At 67.2% G+C, this 16,384-nt stretch carries 14 protein-coding genes; 10 read left to right on the plus strand and 4 right to left on the minus strand.

Translation table 11 applies throughout. From position 1 onward, the window contains the following. The first annotated feature begins 38 nt into the window (after window positions 1–38). Both K9B35_RS13505 and K9B35_RS13510 read left to right on the plus strand, forming a co-directional pair. The gene (locus K9B35_RS13505) at window positions 39–275 is read left to right on the plus strand and encodes a hypothetical protein (protein WP_224922376.1); all 237 of its coding nucleotides are present in this window, start codon (window positions 39–41) and stop codon (window positions 273–275) included. Beyond that, window positions 272–2,053: an endoglucanase gene (locus K9B35_RS13510; RefSeq protein WP_224922377.1), complete on the plus strand. Its 1,782-nt coding sequence runs from the start codon at window positions 272–274 to the stop codon at window positions 2,051–2,053. Before K9B35_RS13505 ends, K9B35_RS13510 begins: the two co-directional genes overlap by 4 nt. 290 nt (window positions 2,054–2,343) lie before the next feature. Here K9B35_RS13510 and K9B35_RS13515 read toward each other — a convergent pair whose 3' ends face one another. The 4 genes from K9B35_RS13515 to K9B35_RS13530 all read right to left on the minus strand — a co-directional run bounded on the left by K9B35_RS13515 (window position 2,344) and on the right by K9B35_RS13530 (window position 8,709). Then, window positions 2,344–4,290, minus strand: coding sequence for a methyl-accepting chemotaxis protein (locus tag K9B35_RS13515; RefSeq protein ID WP_224922378.1), 1,947 nt, complete (start codon window positions 4,288–4,290; stop codon window positions 2,344–2,346). A gap of 69 nt (window positions 4,291–4,359) precedes the next feature. Beyond that, on the minus strand, window positions 4,360–5,262 hold the full coding sequence (locus tag K9B35_RS13520) for a flagellin (protein ID WP_224922379.1): 903 nt from the start codon (window positions 5,260–5,262) through the stop codon (window positions 4,360–4,362). An 11-nt stretch (window positions 5,263–5,273) separates the two neighbouring features. Beyond that, a complete protein-coding gene (locus K9B35_RS13525) occupies window positions 5,274–7,379 on the minus strand; it encodes a FlgK family flagellar hook-associated protein (protein ID WP_224922380.1) in 2,106 nt (701 codons plus the stop codon). A gap of 25 nt (window positions 7,380–7,404) precedes the next feature. Beyond that, on the minus strand, window positions 7,405–8,709 hold the full coding sequence (locus tag K9B35_RS13530) for a flagellar hook protein FlgE (protein ID WP_224922381.1): 1,305 nt from the start codon (window positions 8,707–8,709) through the stop codon (window positions 7,405–7,407). A gap of 179 nt (window positions 8,710–8,888) precedes the next feature. Between K9B35_RS13530 and K9B35_RS13535 the strand changes: the two genes are divergently transcribed. From K9B35_RS13535 to K9B35_RS13570, 8 genes are all read left to right on the plus strand, one after another. After that, window positions 8,889–9,284 (plus strand): flagellar biosynthesis repressor FlbT, encoded by a 396-nt coding sequence (locus K9B35_RS13535; protein WP_224922382.1) that lies wholly within the window; start codon window positions 8,889–8,891, stop codon window positions 9,282–9,284. Between the two features lie 10 nt (window positions 9,285–9,294). After that, window positions 9,295–10,632, plus strand: coding sequence for a flagellar protein export ATPase FliI (fliI, locus tag K9B35_RS13540; protein WP_224922383.1), 1,338 nt, complete (start codon window positions 9,295–9,297; stop codon window positions 10,630–10,632). Beyond that, a complete protein-coding gene (locus K9B35_RS13545; protein WP_224922384.1) occupies window positions 10,616–11,050 on the plus strand; it encodes a hypothetical protein in 435 nt (144 codons plus the stop codon). The genes fliI and K9B35_RS13545 overlap by 17 nt, the downstream gene beginning before the upstream one ends. After that, on the plus strand, window positions 11,047–12,009 hold the full coding sequence (locus K9B35_RS13550; protein ID WP_224922385.1) for a peptidoglycan-binding protein: 963 nt from the start codon (window positions 11,047–11,049) through the stop codon (window positions 12,007–12,009). Before K9B35_RS13545 ends, K9B35_RS13550 begins: the two co-directional genes overlap by 4 nt. A gap of 94 nt (window positions 12,010–12,103) precedes the next feature. Further along, complete coding sequence (locus K9B35_RS13555; RefSeq protein ID WP_224922386.1) at window positions 12,104–13,444, plus strand: protoglobin domain-containing protein; 1,341 nt, start codon at window positions 12,104–12,106, stop codon at window positions 13,442–13,444. Between the two features lie 69 nt (window positions 13,445–13,513). After that, window positions 13,514–14,617 (plus strand): sigma-70 family RNA polymerase sigma factor, encoded by a 1,104-nt coding sequence (locus tag K9B35_RS13560; RefSeq protein WP_224922387.1) that lies wholly within the window; start codon window positions 13,514–13,516, stop codon window positions 14,615–14,617. Window positions 14,618–14,645: 28 nt separating this feature from the next. Then, window positions 14,646–15,125, plus strand: a complete 480-nt coding sequence (locus tag K9B35_RS13565; RefSeq protein ID WP_224922388.1) for a hypothetical protein — start codon at window positions 14,646–14,648, stop codon at window positions 15,123–15,125. Window positions 15,126–15,203: 78 nt separating this feature from the next. Continuing rightward, window positions 15,204–16,301 (plus strand): helix-turn-helix transcriptional regulator, encoded by a 1,098-nt coding sequence (locus K9B35_RS13570; protein ID WP_224922389.1) that lies wholly within the window; start codon window positions 15,204–15,206, stop codon window positions 16,299–16,301. Window positions 16,302–16,384 lie beyond the last annotated feature (83 nt).

Below are 16,384 nucleotides of genomic sequence, written 5' to 3' on the forward strand. Positions count from 1 at the left end.
AAAACCCCGTGTTGGGACTTGCCCCTGTTGGGATTTGAATGAGCCACGATCAAAAGCCAGCACGGATACGCGTCGTCGGCGGCACCGCCCCCGATCGTCAGCGCAGTGCGGGCCCCGCGCTGAGCGGTGGCTTTGCGACCGGTCCCGCGCCGCGTCGGGCCAAGCCGCGCCAGGCGCGCAAGCCGGGGCTGGCACGCACGACCATCGCGTTTCTGTTTTTGTCCGCAGCATTGATCGGCGGCGCGGTTCAGGCGTGGCTGTTGCTGCGCGCATGACACGGCCCATCCGCATCCTCGCGCTGGTCCTGCTTGCCGGGACCGCAAGCGCCGCAGTGGCTGCCGGCGACCCCAAGCCCGCCGCCCCGGCGCATGGCGCGCATCCTCCGGCAGCGGCGGCCAAGCCCGCCCCCAGCGGAGCGGTGGCCAAGCCGCCTCCTTTTGCCGCCCAACTCGCCGAAATGCCGCGGACAGCCCCCGGCGAGCGGCCCGCGATCGACATTCCGCTCGCCTGGTCGCTGATCGCGCGGAGCACGGCGGAGACGCGACAGGCCGCACGCTGGAAGCTGGCCACGGCGTTGATCGACGGACGGCGCGGTGCCGAAGCGCTTGGCGTCCTCGAAACGATGCAGCGCGACGACAGCGCGCTCGACATGGTACCGGCATGGCGGCTGGCGATCGGCAAGGCAAATGTCCTGGCCGGCCGCGATGCCGCTGCGCTGACCTGGTTCAATGCGCCCGAATTGATGGCGGATCCCGAAGCCTGTGCCTGGCAGATCCGCGCGCGGGCGGTCATCGACGGCGCGGCGGGCAGCGCCTTGCTCAAATGCGCGGTGCCGGCGATCCTTGCACGGCGCGGGTCGGATCGGATCGCGTTCATGCTTGATGCCGCCACCGGTCTGATCCGGTCGGGCCATCACGCCCGCGCATTGCGCTTTCTCAATGCGCTCCCTGATCAGCATTCCGCCGCCAATCTTCAGCGCGGGATCGCGCTGCTTGCGACCGGCCAGCATGAGCCGGGTAAGCTGCGGCTTGAACGCGTGATGCTGTCGGGGACGCCGGGCGAACGCGCCGAGGCCGAGCTTGCGCTGATCCGCGACGGGGTTGCGCGCGGGAAGATCAAGCCCGGCGATGCGGCCAAGCGGCTCGACGCCCTCACCTTCCGCTGGCGCGGTGGCGACGTCGAACGTGCCGCACTCGAGTTCAAATGGCAGATTGCCGAGCGCGCGCAGGATCCGGTGATGGCGATCGTCGCATCCGCAGCGTTGTTCCGGCATTTCGACCTGGGCGCACAAACCGGCGCGACGCTGACCCGGATCCAGGCAGGCCTGCAGGCGCTGGTCAACGACCCCAAGCGCCCGATCGCGCAGGCGGCGGGGTTGTTCTGGGAGTATCGCGATCTATCGCCAACCGGCGCGCCGGGCGATCTGCTCGTCAGCACGCTCGCCGATCGTCTGTCCGCCGCGGGCCTGTATGTCCGCGCCGCCGAGTTGTTGCAGCATCAGATGCAGAACCGCGCGATCGACATCGCCAAGGGGCCGCTGTCGGTCCGCATCGCCCGGTTGCTGCTGCTTGCCGACAAGCCCGATCAGGTGCTGGCGATCCTTCAGCGCAGCGAAGGTCCGGACTATCCCGCGCCGATGGCCGAGGATCGGCGGCGGATGCAGGTCATTGCGACCTGGCGCATGGGGCGGCGCGGCGACGCGCTGGCGATGCTCGACCAGATCGAATCCGCCGATGATTTGCGCGCCGAAATGCTGTGGCAGGCGCGCGACTGGGCGCGCTTTGCCGATGCCAATCGCGCGGTCCTGGCCGCCGGTCGCAACGGTGCGGTGCTGCGTCAGGCGGTCGCGCTGGTGATGCTGGGCGACGAGCCCGGCCTTGCCGCGCTGCGCAAACGCTATTTGCCCGCATTGCGCGGGACCAAGGCGGGCGAGGCGCTGGGCGCGCTCGCCTCGTCCACCGGCGCGGTCAATCCCGCCGCACTCGACGCCGCGATGGCGGGCGTGTCCGAGGCCCCCGCCGACGGCGACCTGCTGCTGCTCGCGCGCGGGTAATCCGCTCTCTCAGTAGTGCATTCCATTCCTCCCCTGCTCCGCAGGGGAGGTGGCAGCGCGCAGCGCTGACGGAGGGGCCGCCGCGAAGACGGCGGAATTTTGCCGAACTGTTCACGGCCGTCTGCGCTGCCGCCCCTCCACCACCCGCTGCGCGGGCGGTCCCCCTCCCCTGAGCAAGCTCAGGGGAGGAACTGAAATCGCTCCCCCCACAAAAGAAAAGCGGCGGTGCCGGGGGAGGCACCGCCGCGAGAGTTAGACGGTCGGGGCGATATGCCCGGCCGGCTTGGGGATCAGAATTCGTCCCACTCGTCGTTGCGACGGACGAGTGCGGGGATCGCTGCAGCTGGCAGCGGCTTGACCGGCGACTGATAGACGCGCTCGCTGGGCTGCTGCATGGTCTTGAGCGCGATCTTCGGCTCGGGCGCAGCCGCACGCGGCTTGGCCGGGGCCTTCGTCACCGGCTTTGCCAGGCGGACCGGTGCAGCTGCACTCGGCGCAGAGCTGGTCGCGGTGCGGAAGCTGTCGGCGCGTTCGCCAAGCACCCGGACTTCGGAGTTCAGGCTGCGCGCAGCGGCCGAGGTCTCTTCGACCATCGCGGCATTCTGCTGCGTCGATTCATCCATCGTTCCGATTGCCGATGCGATCTGCTGGACGGCAGCGGCCTGGGCCTGGTTGTCCACCGCCATGGCGCTGAGCAGTTCGTGCACGGCCGACACGTCCGACGAGATGCCGACCAGTGCGCCATCGACGCGCTCGACCGCACCGACCGCCAGTTCGACGTCGTTCTGGGTGGCGGTGAGCTGTTCGCGTGCGCGCTTGGCTTCTTCTTCCGAACGCATCGCAAGCTGGCCGACCAGATCGGCGACGACCGCAAAGCCACGGCCCGCTTCGCCGGCGCGGCCCGCTTCGACCGCGGCGTTCATCGCGAGAACGCGGGTCTGGAAGGCAATCTTGTCGAGGCCCTCGATCACGCTGTCGATGCCCTTGGCGCTTTCGGCGACGCGGCCCATTGCTGCGACGGCTTCCTCGGCGGTGCCGCGACCGGTGCCGACGGTGACCATTGCCTGATCGGCGCGGCCGACGGTGGTGGTCGCGGATGCAGCGCCGGTGCGCAGGCGATCGTTGATCTGTGCGACAGCTGCCGAGGTTTCCTCAAGCGAGGCGGCGGCGCTTTCGGTGCGGCGGGCGAGATCTTCGGACGCCGCTTCGATCTCGCTCGATCCCGAGCCAATCGACCGGACGCTTTCCTTGACCGACTGCAGCAGCGTGCTGAGCGACGACAGGGCGCCGTTGAAATTGTCCTTGAGCGCAGCGTAGGAGCCGCTGAACTGGGCGTTGATCGGACGCGTCAGGTCGCCCTGCGCCAGCGACTCAAGGTGCGAGGAGACGGTGTCGATCACGGTCTTCTGCTCGGCATCGGCAGCCGCCTTGGCCGCAGCGAGGCGCTCCTGTTCCTGCGCATTATCGCGGAAGACGAGCACGGCCTTGGCCATTTCGCCCACTTCGTCGCGGCGATCGGTGCCGATCACGTCGACCTTGTTGTCGCCGCCAGCAAGTGCGCGCATCGTGCCTTCAAGGCCACGCAGCGGCGCGATGATCGTACGGCGCGCGACGAAGATGCCGATGGCGATCGCCACGACAACGCCGATCAGGCCGATGACGAGCATCGAGAGGCTGGTCGCATTGGTCGAGGCGGTCAGCGCTTCGGCCTCGGCGCTCGCCTTCTCGGAACGCTCGGTGGTGAAGCGACGCAGTTCGGTGCGGATCTTGAGTGCGACAGCATCCGCTTCGACCAGCTTCAGCCGCGCTTCTTCATTGCGATCCGTCTGCCCGAACGTGATCGCTTCGGACACCAGCCCGTGAAGGCCGTCCACGTCCTTGAGGATCGCTTCGATCGTCGGGGCAGTCGCCGGCTCCGCCTTCATCAAGTCGCGCAGGCGCTTCGTGGTCGCGTCATAGACTTCGCGCTCGCGGCTGGCGGCTTCCTTGCCCTGTGCGCTGGCGCCGGGATAGGCCATGACCTGATAGCCGGCGAGCGTCATGTCGATCGTGCCCTGATAGGCACGCGCGAGCTCGGTGTTGTTGGGCAGCGTCACGTCGGTGAGCTGTGAGTAGCTATGATCCACCGAGCGGATCGAGCTGACGCCGTTGAGGACGAGGCCCAACGTAACCGCACCGAGCAGCAGCATCAGCGCTGCGACCTTGTAGGCGATCTTGAGATTGGTGAACGCGTTCATGCGACACTCGCTTTCTGTGTTCTTGAGTTCGGCATTGGCGAGGATTGGGGCGGCGTCCGCCCGACATCCTCACCGCATGTAATTGAGCAAGCTGAGTTCATTGAGCTGGGTGAAGACCGAGTAGCTGGCCTCCAGCGTGGTCTTGTGCATCGCGAGGTCCATCGCGACCTGAGCAAGGTCGGCGTCCTCATTGCGGCTGATCACATCCTTGAGCACCAGCGCGCGTTCGTTGGCGCGATCGATGAGCGTATCGGTCTGGGCGAGCCGGCGGCCGTTCTCGGCGTTGATGCGCCGGATTCCCGAGACGGCGTCGTCCAGCTGGATCTTGATGTTGGTCAGCGTGGTCTTCTGGGCATCGGTCAGGGTCTCACCATAGGGACCGGCTTCGACCAGGCTGCGATAGACCTCGGTCATTTCGGTGCCGAGTTCGGATGCCGTGATCCCGTAATTCAGGTCGAGACCGTCCCCGACGCGGGCGCGCGCGATGGCGGTCCCGTCGGCAAAGTGATCCGTCGCCGGCAACCCCGTCAGGTCCTCGACCTTTGATACGGTATACGGTTCGCCGGAAATGCCACCACCGAACAGCGGGAGGCCGCCCTCGCTGGTATTGAGCATCGAACGGAACTGGTCGAACGCGGCGGAGATCGCTTCGCCCAAGCCCGCAGACTCGCGGGTGCCGACCGCGGTTGCGATGCGGTTGCCGAGTTCCATCGACCCGTTCTCGATCGCGGTGATTGAGGTTTCGTACAGGCTGAGCGTCGTACCGAGCCGGGTCGCGTTCTGCGCATGCGCCTCTTGCTTGGCGAGCAGCGTGTGGGCCGACAGCGTGCGCACGGCCTCGCTCCCAAGCGCGGCGAGGTCGGGGGCTTTCTTGCCGGTCGACAGCTGTGCCTGGGTGACGGACAGCTTCTGCTGCGCCCGCTGGATCGAGATCGCAGTGGTCTGTTGCAGCGGGATGGTGGCGACGCGCATCTATTCGATCCTCAACCCACGGTCCCGAGCAGGGCCTGGTACATTTCGTCGGCGACCCGCACGACGCGCGCGGCGGCGGAATAGCTGTTCTGGAGGACGATCATCAGCGACAATTCCTCGTCGATATTGACGCCGGCATAGGAATCGCGGCGCGTGATCGCGTCCTGGCTGCGCGCCGAGGCGTCCTCGTATCGGGTCTGGGCGTTGGCCGCGCTGGTGCCGGTCTCGCCAAGGATCAGCGACGCATATCGCTCCAGCGAGACATTGCCCTCCTTGCCGAGGTCGTTCACGCGGCCAAAGCTGTCAGTGTAGAATTGCGCGGCGCGCGTGTCGGACGCCAGCACCCCGCGCTCGCCCACGGCAGCACTGGTATTGAAGATCGCGAGCGGCAGCTTGCCCGGGCTGTTGCGCAGGTCGGGTGCGACCCCGCCTGCGGCAAGTCCGCTGGCGCTGCCGGTCAGTCCGGACAATGCGGTGAACGAGATGCCGGTGTCGTACCGGGCGGTCGCGTCGGACGGGACCGAGATCGAGGTGCCGGTGACGCCGGCCGCCTGTTCAAACCGGAACCGGCCGCTGGTGTCGATCGAGAACGTGCCGAACGTGCCGACCTGGCTCGCGTTGAGCTGCGTCACGAGGTCGCCCATCGTGCCCCCTGCCGCCGCGGTGAGGGTCGTGCGCGCGATCACCCGCCCCGATGAATCGCGCAGCATGATGTCCGACGTGCTTCCGGCGGCAAAGCCGTGCGGATCGCCGGCGGCAAAGCCGGCGGGGACCATCAACGCGCCCTCGGTCCGGACGACGTCGTTAAGCCCGAAATACTGGCTGAACCCGACGCCGCCGCGATTGGCTGGCGCGACGGGATCATCGGCAACCGCAACACCGCGACCGGTGCCAACGGCGTCGATCGTCAGGCGGCCGTCCGCGAAGCTGGCCACGCCAGCGCCGCCCAGCCCCGCATTGATCGCAGCAACGGCGTCACCGACGGTCGCGCCCGCGCCCATCGCGTCGAAGTCGATGCGCGTGCGGGCGACGATCGTGCCGTCCGAACCCATCACCGCAAAGATGCTGGCGCCGGTAAATCCAAGTCGGTCTCCACTGGCGAGCGCGGTGCTCGTGCCATTGAGTCGGTTGGGTGCCGGGACGGCGCTGGCGGCATTTGACGCACCGTTGAGCGCGCGGGCCAGGCCGGTGAACAGCGTGCCGAGCTGATCACGGAACCCCGGCAGGGTGCGATCGCGCAGTTCGAGCAGACCGCCGAGCTTGCCCCCGACCGCCGAGGATTCCACCCGGTCGCCGGTCGCCGCACCGAGCGCGCCCGCTTCAGTGGCAAAGCGGATGTCGATGCCGGGATATTCGGCCAGCGCCGCGCCCGACCCGGACTTAGACGTGGGGTAGGACAGCAAGCGCAACCGGGTATCGAGCAGCGGCGCGCCACCGGCGGTCTCGACCAGCAGCCGCCCATTGGGCTGTTCGCGGACCGTCACCGCCATCAGGCTGCTGAGTTCCTGCACGGCGTTGTTCCGCTGGTCGGCTGTGCCGGCAGGGCTGCGACCGAGCCCGTCGAGCCGCGAGACCGCGTCGTTGAGCGAATGGATCTGCTTGAGCAGCGCGTTGATCCGCTCGACCGTCAGGCCCGTCTCGGAATCAACGTCGCCGGTCAGCATCGAGATGTCGGTATCGAGCCGCTGCAGCGTCCCGATGGCGTCAGTGGTGCGGGCGATGAAGTCGGCCGCATTCTGTTCGGCACCGAGCGCACCGGTCATGGCAATTGCGGCGCTGTTGATCGAATTGAGCCGCGCCGGAATCGCTGATTCCGATCCAGGCGCACCGAGCAGCGTCTGCACCCGGTCAAGATAACTTGCCGTCACCTCCGAATTGCCAAGGTCGTTGGCACGGCGATAGACGGCAGCTTCGAGGAATTTGTCCGCGATACGGGTCGGTTCGCCGACGACGACGCCACTGACCCGGTCGGAATGGACGGCGGCGGCCTGGTTCGCGCGTTCGCGAGCATAGCCGGGGGTGCCGACATTGGCGATGTTCGTCGACACGGTCTTGAGCCCGGCCTGCGCCGCGCTCATGCCCGATACGGCAGCCCCCAGAATCTCGGATATCGACACGTCAGCTCCCCCGCCCGTTCAACGATCAGCGCTTGAGGTTGCTGACTTCGGCCAACATGTCGTCGACCGTGGTGATGATCTTCGACGCGGCACTGTAGGCGCGCTGGAAGCGGATCATGTTGCTGAATTCCTGCGCCAGATCGACCGTCGACGCCTCAAGCGTGCTCGAGCGGATCTTGCCCGCCCCAAGCGCGCCCGCGATGTCGATCGAGGCGTTGCCCGACTTGTCCGACAGCAGATAGGCGTTGCCGGAGATGCGGGTCAGACCGTCCGGGTTGGGGAAGGTCGCGACCGGAAGCTGGAAGACCGGACGGGTCACGCCATTGTCGAACACTGCGCTGAGCAGGCCGATTTCCGAGACCTGGATCGAGGCGATGTTGCCGAGCACGCCGCCATCGGTGGTCGCGGCGATCATCGCCGATTCCGAACCAAACTGGCTGAGGCCGCTGATCGTGCCATTCTCGCCCAGTCCCAGCCGGATCGGCACGGCGCCGGCGCCGTTGCTCCAGGTCACGTTGACCGGATCGAACAGGTCAGAGGTATAGACCGAGTCATCGCGGATCAGGCTGCCGTCGGGATTGAACCGCAGCTCGCCGCTCGCCATAACGCCGTCGGGTGCGGTGACGTCGGTGGGGGGCTCGGCAAAAAGTTCGCCCTGCCAGCTGTTCGGGCCGGTGCGGATATAGGCCATGGTCACGCGGTGCGAGGTGCCCTGTGCATCGAAAATGTCGAAGGAGCGGCTGAAGCTTGGCGTGGCCGTCCCGTTGGCAATGTCGCCCGTCGCATAGGTACCCGCGTAGAGCGGTGCGGTTGATTGCAGATTGGCGCGCACGTCGATCTTCGTCGTCGGGGCGGCTGCGCCGGTGAGGTCGCTGACACGCACCGGGGTCAGTGCCTGGACGTTGCCGGTGTTGGTGAATTCGCCGAAGCTGTCGAGACGCCAGCCCTGAAGATACATGCCCGACGCGTTGCGCAGGAAACCGAATTCGTCGGGCCGGAACGAACCGGCGCGGGTGAACGCGACATCATTGCCATCCAGCGCTTCACGCACGACGAAGAAGCCACCGCCTTCGATGCCAAGATCGGTCGTGCTGCTCGACGCCTGAAGCAGACCCTGTTTCGAAATCAGCGCCTGGGGCGCCGCCATCACGCCACCCGCCGTATAGGCCGACCGCGCACGGCCGTCGCTGACAAGCGTGCGGAACTGAGTATCGCTGCCCTTGTATCCGACCGTGTTGATGTTGCTGATGTTGTCGGCAACGACGGCCATTGCAGTCGCTTCGGCGCCGAGACCGGACACGCCGGCATAAAGTGCGGAATAAAGGCTCAAGGACTGTCTCCGGTTCGCGCCCCATGAAGGGCAAGTCAGGGCCATGATAGGAGGGCGCCCGGCCCATCGGTCTGCTGGGCCACGCAAAATTTGCTGGGCGGCAATTTTTTCCGGGTGCGGGACCGCGCCTGTCCCCGCGCTTCTATGAATGCAGCAACGCACAAGACGAGGACGTGACGATGCTGCGAATTTCCCTGCGCGACGGCGAAGCGCTTGTAGTCAACGGCGCAATGCTGCGCGCCAAGGGCCGCACCGAACTGGTGATAGAGAACAAGGTGGCGCTGCTGCGCGGCCGTGAGATCATGGCGCCCGAAGAGGCCACCACCACTGCCCGTCGGCTCTATTACGCGACGATGATGGCGTATCTCGGCGACGAGCCGGAGGCGCACAAGAACCAGGTGATCGACGAGCTGACGCTGTTGATCCCCGCAATGGCCAGCGACGAAGGCCGCGCCGCGTGCGTGCGCTTCGCCCGTCAGGTTGCCGAGGGCAGCTATTATCGCGGCCTCACCACCTGCCGCACGCTGATCGAGTTCGAGGACGCCACCACCGCTCCGGCCAACGAAGCAGCCTGAGGCGCATCGCGTGCACAGCCTGTCCACCGCCGCACGGACGATCGCCGCGTTGCCGCTGGAAAAGCGTCACGGGCGCGTCACCGCGGTCCGCGGCGCCCTGATCGAGGTCGAGGGCCTTGCCGGTGCGGCGCAGATCGGCGCGCGGATCGATATCGACACGCCCGAGGGGATGATCCCGTCGGAAGTGACCGGAATCGAGGCTGGCCTTGCGCAATGCATGCCGTTCCGCGAGCCGCAGGGGCTGAGTTCCGGCACGATCGCCTGGCTCCACCCCGGCGCGCTCGCGCTGCGTCCATGCGATGGCTGGCTCGGCCGAATGGTCGATGGCCTTGGCCGCCCGGTCGATGGCAAGGGCGAACTGCCGCAAGGCGCGACGCGCCAGCCGATCAAGGCACCCCCGCCCCCCGCCGCCTCCCGCGCCCGCGTGGGCGAGCGGATCGAAACGGGGGTCCGCGCACTCGACCTGTTCGTGCCTTTGTGCACCGGCCAGCGGCTTGGCCTGTTCGCAGGGTCGGGCGTCGGCAAGTCGGTATTGCTGTCGATGCTGGCACGCTGGACCGAATGCGATGTCGCGATCATCGGACTGATCGGCGAACGCGGCCGCGAGGTGCAGGAGTTCGTCGAGGACGACCTTGGCCCCGAGGGTCTCGCGCGCAGCATCGTCGTCGTCGCGACGTCGGACGAGCCCGCGCTGATGCGCCGACAGGCCGCCTGGACCACGCTGGCCCTCGCCGAATATTATCGCGACCGCGGCCTGCGCGTGCTGTGCCTGATGGACTCGGTCACCCGCTTTGCGATGGCGCAGCGCGAGATTGGCCTCGCCAATGGTGAGCCGCCCGCGACGCGCGGCTACACCCCCACTGTTTTTGCCGAGCTGCCCCGGCTGCTCGAACGTGCTGGTCCCGGCCTTCCGGGACAGGGATCGATTACCGGCCTGTTCACAGTGCTGGTCGATGGCGACGATCATAACGAGCCGGTCGCCGACGCAGTGCGCGGCATTCTCGACGGCCACGTCGTCATCACGCGCAAGATCGCCGAGCGCGGGCGCTATCCCGCGATCGACCTGCTCAAATCGGTGTCGCGTACCCTGCCCCGCTGTTTGAACGAGGATCAGAACGCCACGCGGCTCGCGGCGCGGCGCGTGCTTGGCACCTATGCCGATATGGAAGAGATCGTCCGGCTCGGCGCCTACAAGGCCGGATCGAACGCGGAAGTCGATCGCGCCGTCGCCATCGCCCCGCAGATCGAGGCGATGCTGACCCAGAACAAGGGCGATCGCGGTCACGCCGATCAGGCCTTTGCCGACCTCAACGCATTGGTGGAGGAAGCTCATGCGCACGCCCTATGACGCGGCCCTCCGCGCGCTCGACCGCGATATGGATGCCCTGAAGGGGCTGATCGCCGACGCGACGATCCGGCTGCAGGAAATGCAGTCGCTGCACGAGGCGCTAGGCGCGAAGATCGTGCGCGAGCGCGAACTGAGCGCGATGGACTGGCAGCTTTATGCCGAATCCTATCTCGACCGTGCACGCGCCGAGCGCCGCCGGCTGGAGCAATTGCGCCACGATGCCGAGGTCGAACTGACGATGCTGCGCCGTCAGGCCGCACAGCAATATGCGTCGATGAAGGCGATCGGCAACGCCGCCGATCAGTACAAGGCCGAGGCCGAACGCGTGGCGCAGACCGCCGAGCAGGCGATGCTCGACGACCTGACCGCAGCGCGCTTCGTGCGCCGCGCCCGCGAAATGCGCAGGAGCAGCCGATGATGACGATCCACACCCGCCCGCTGGGTTCGCCGGATACCGCAGCGACCGCCGCCGCGATCCACCGCAACGCGCTGGGTTCGGCGCAGCAGCGGCTGTGGCAGGCGGCGATCGGGACGATGGCCCCGGACGCCCAGACGAAACTGCCGCAGAACCCCGATATGGAGAAGCTGGACCTCGACGCGCTGCTGGAGCTGGCGGGTCAGGCGACGCAGCCGCGTCCGATGGCGGCCATGCTGCACAGCCCCGAATTCCGCGACATCGACCTGCGCAGCCTCGAGGCCAGCCAGCCCGAAGCCGTCGGCACGATCACGCTCGATCCTGCGCGGCTTGGCGCCAATGCCCGCCACGCCCCGGCGCTGGAGCGCGCGGCCGAACGCACCGGCATTCCCGCCACCGCGCTCGCCGCGATCGTCAATGCCGAGGCCGCGAAGGATTCCACTGGCCAGTGGAACACCTATTCGCGCAACAGCCGCTCATCGGCGGCGGGGCTTGGCCAGTTCCTCAGCCGCACCTGGGAGGGAATGGCCGAAACGCGCGGCACCTGGCTCAACCAGACCGCACAGGCAAAGGGCTGGCTCGACCGGTCGGGTCAGGTCCGCCCCGCCGCGCGCGCGGACTTGCTCCAGCTGCGCTACAACGCCGCTGCATCAATCGAAACGACCGCCGACTATGCCCAGGCGAACCTGAAGCTGCTCAAGCGATCGGGCGTCGCCACTGGCGAAGATCCGTCCGCGGTCGCGCGCACCGCCTATCTCGCTCATCATCTCGGCCCGGGGGATGCGATCAAATATCTGAAGACCGGCCTTAGCGACGAGCGTGCCGGACTGTTGCTGCGCGCCCAGATCGGCGGCGGCCGCGCCAGCCAGGCGATCGCCCGGACCGGCGACGCCAGCGCCGCGCACCGCGCGTGGCTGGACAATTATGTCGGCAGCCGCGTGCGCCCGGAGCGGTTCGCTTAATGGGTAAGTAAGAACGCGGGGGGCGACCAGCCATCCTGCAATTCTCCTATATGGGTAAGGATTGCAGCTGGGATGAGAGGGTCCTGCCATGACCGTGAGTGCCGAACTTGTCGAACGCCTGGCCTTTGCCGGCTTCACCGATGTCCAGCGCAGCGCGCTGACCAAGTTCGGCCCGACGCTCGAGCGCGCGCTTCCCGGCATCCTCGACAAATTCTACGCCAACCTGCGCGGCTGGCCGCAACTCGCCGCGATGTTCAAGGACAGCGAGGCCATGCCGCGCGCCGCGAACGCGCAGGCCGCGCACTGGAAGTCACTGTTTTCCGGGCGGTTCGACGATGCCTATGTCAGCTCGGTCAAGAAAATCGGCCTGATGCACAGCAAGATCGGGCTGGACCCGCGCTGGTATATCGGCGGCTACACCTTCATCCTGCGCCATCTGTTCGAACTGGCCGCAAGCAGCACCGGACGGACGCTGAGCCCCGCAGCGGCGCGGCGCACGGCGGACCTGTGCACCGCGATCAACATGGCGGTGATGATCGACATGGACCTCGCCATCTCGGGCTACATTGTCGAGAACAGGGTCACTTATGACGAGAAGCTGACCAGTCTCGCAGAGACTTTCCAGGGGCAGGTCGCGGGACTCGTCGAGCAGCTGAGCGTCGCATCGAACGAACTGGAAGCCAGCGCCCAGTCGATGAGCGACAATACCGGCGTCGCGAACAACCGCGCGCTCGCCGTCGCGGCTGCGGCCGAACAGGCAAGTGCTGGCGTGCAGACCGTGGCGTCGGCGGCCGAGCAGCTGTCGGCATCGATCCAGATGATTGCCGCCCAAGTCACCGAATCCACCCGCACCACTCAGCGCGCCGTCACCGACGCGCAGCAGACCGACCAGACGGTCCGCGCACTCGACGAGGCAGCGGAGCGGATCGGCACCGTGGTCGGCCTGATCGGGCAGATCGCTGGCAAAACCAACATGCTGGCACTCAACGCCTCGATCGAGGCGGCGCGTGCGGGCGAGGCCGGCAAGGCGTTCGAAGTGGTCGCCGCCGAGGTCAAGGCACTCGCCAGCCAGACCGAGCGGATGACCGAGGAGGTCGAGGCGCAGGTGCGCGAGATCCAGGACGCGACTCGCCGCGCCGTCACCGGCCTTGGCAGCATCACCGCAACCATCAGCCAGGTCGCCGAGATCAGCAGCAGCATCGCCAGCGCGGTGAATCAGCAGAACAGCGCCACCGCCGACATCAGCCGCAACATCCAGCAGACCGCCCAGGCGGCGCACGAAGTGTCCGCCAATATCGTCGGAGTCAGTCAGGCGTCGGAGGCCACGGGAACCGCGGCAAGCCAGGTTTTCTCCTCCGCGAGCGCGCTGTCGGGACAGGCCAGCACCCTCTCCGATCAGGTCCATCGCTTCGTCAGCCAGGTGCGCGCGGCGTGAGACACAGGATACTGTAGAAGTACATGTTGTGGAATTACGTATAGGAGTGGTTTACTCCTATTTACCGCAATGAGCGATCATTCCCCTGTAGCCGGAGCAAGCATCGCAACGGCGAAGACGATCGAGGGGACGATCATGTCGACCACCACTGCCGCGCTCGAAGTTGCCGTTGCGACCGTTATCGAGAACCTGGCCAAGGACGGCCAGCCGCAAACCAATCGCCAGCGCGTGCATGGCGATCGCGCCTTTGCCCATGTGCTGAAGCTGCTCGCTCCGCGCATCCGCCACTTCATCCGCCAGTACGGCCTTGCCGCCCACTGGGACGATGCCGAGCAGTGCTGCGCGATCGGCGTTCACCGCGCGATCCAGGCCTATGACTCCGAGCGCGCCCAGTTCACGACCTTCGTCAACTGGCAGCTGCGCGGCGAACTGCAGAGCCTGCGCTTCCGCGTCATGACCGACCAGCGCCCGTCGGCGAAAAAGGTCGAGGCGACCACCGTTTCGCTCCATGCGACCAGCGTCGGCGCCGAGGGTGAAGCCAACACGCTCGAGAGCATGATCGAGGACGAATACGCCCTTGAGCGTACCGAGGCAGCGGCCGGCGAGCATTTCGCGGTCAAGACCCGTGAAGCGCTGCTCGATGCCTATGTCGATCATCTGCGCGGCGTTGCGATGGAGCAGCTCAAGCGCCGCGCCCGCAACACCCGGTCGGTGCAGGTCCAGGACCCGCGCCTGCCCCGTTACCGCGCCGGTGCCGCGATCATCGATCCCGCCGAGATCGCCGAGCTGGAGGAAAAGCTGGAGGCGCAGCGCCGCACCGTTGCGCGCCGCCTGTCCGACGACGCCGCCGACATCGAGATGGAGGCCGATCCGCAGGAGCGTGAGCGCCAGCGTCAGGTCGCCAAGCGCGCCGCCAAGACGATCGCCGACATCGCCGCCAACGACCCCCGTTTCGGCGGGATGTTCGAGCGCCCCAAGACCACGCCGCGCCGCCGCGCCAGCGACAAGCTGGAAACGCCCCCGGTCGGCGTGCTTCCGGATCACAATGCACCGCACAACCGGCTGAGCCGCGTGATCGCGGTGGTTCCGGCCCCGCTACAGGAGACCCCGGCCGTTGAGCAGGACGAGCGCGAAGCCGCGCTGGTCCGCGGCACAACCACCCGTTCGCGCTGAGACCAACCCCGTGATCCGCGAGAGCATCATGACCGCTCAGGGCAGCGCCGACGGCCTTATGCCGTTCATCGATCCGGGTCTGGACGACCTGTCCCGGGAATTCTGTCACAATGCCCGCTACTGGCTCGACCAGTCGGGCCATCTGATCGCCGTATGGGGCGTCGGCGCCAACGGTAATTTCGGTGCAAGCTGGGATCGCTGGCTCAAGCGTCAGGACATCGCTCCGCTGCGCACTGCGCGGGCTTGCGAGCGGCTTGCCGGGCAGCTGCTCGAGCGGGTTCGTCAGCGGTGGCCGATCGGTATGGCGCCGAACAGCATCGGCCTGATCACCGACGGCAGCGGCGTTGCCGTCGCACCGGAAGATCCCTGGCCGCTCGCACCGGGCTGGCTCGACCGTCGCATTGCCCGTCCGGGCAGTCTGGTTGCGCTCCGTCGCTTTGACCCGGCGGGAAACTGGGCGCTGATCTCGCATCCGCCACGGTCGACCGCAGCGCGCCGGGCTGGCTGACCGCTTCAATCTCTAAACACTTGGAAGCATTCGGGAGGCCTGCTATCCTATATCATTATGGGTATAGGAGACCGGGGCATGGACGCGCCCGTCAAGTTCAGGACTGCGGCCAGTCCCGGCACCGTGCCGGTCGATCCCTACCGCGCGTTCATCTTTCCCAATAATATCCGAGAGTTGCGCCGTCGCGCGGGTTATCAGAAGCTGATCGGCCTGTCGCATCGCCTGCCCGGCCTCACCTATATCCGCCTGTCGAAGATCGAACGCGGCGAGGTGACGGCGCGGGCGCATGAACTGATCGAGGTCGCGGGCGTGCTCGGCGTCGCGCCCGACGCGCTGCTGCTGGATGCCGATGCGCCGGGCTTTTCGATCGACGATTGGGCAACCCCGTTCGTCAACATGCCGATGCTGGACCTCGAGCGCGAGCGCTTCGCCGTCCTGCTCGCGGCTGCGGTGCGTCATCTCCGCTCGACCGACCGGTCGCTGACGATCCAGGCGATCGGCGAGCGCCACGGGATCGCGCCGGTCAACCTGTCGCGCATCGAAAATGCCCAGCGCAGCTTCGAGGAGTGGAATGCACCGACCCGGCTGGCGATCGCCGAGCTGTTCGGCACCGCGAGCGAGGCGACGTTGCGCGCGCGCATCGATCAGTTGCACCGCGCCGGCGAGCTCGACCCGTGGATGTCTTCGGTTAGCGATCCCGACGAGCGGCTGCGCCGGACGCGTGAACGGATCGTGGCGCTGCGGGCCGAGTTGCGCGGCGATGTCGCCGGCGTGCCCGCGGCGCCCGCAACGATCGCCACCGTGGGCGACCCTGCAGCGACGATCGCAGTCCGCGGGATCGCCGGACCGGACGGGCTGGTGCTCGACCAGGAGACGGGCGAGCGCATTCCGCCCCCGCCCGGCTGCGGCGCTCAGGTCATCGCGCTGCGCCTGTGCCGTGCCACGCTCGGCGCCGGGCTTCCCGGGCAGGCGATCCTGTTCATCGACCCGGATCGTTATCCCGTGGCAGGGGGACTTGCCGCAGTACGCGAAACAGGCGGTTTTCGTATCCTTGCGGTCGCAGCCGGAATGGACGGCATGCTGGTGGGACACAGCCAGTCGCCACAGCGCTCCCTCCCCCTCAATGACCTCACTCAGGATGAGGTCCATGCGGTCGTCGCCGCACGATTTGTGTAACCAGTTGTAACCCCATCCAATCTGGGTAAAGTTAGCTACAGAAACGGGGCAAAGGCTGTAATGGGGGTGGCGTGACGCCGGGC

This window comes from Sphingomonas sp. R647, from assembly GCF_020177055.1.
Lineage (GTDB): Bacteria > Pseudomonadota > Alphaproteobacteria > Sphingomonadales > Sphingomonadaceae > Sphingomonas.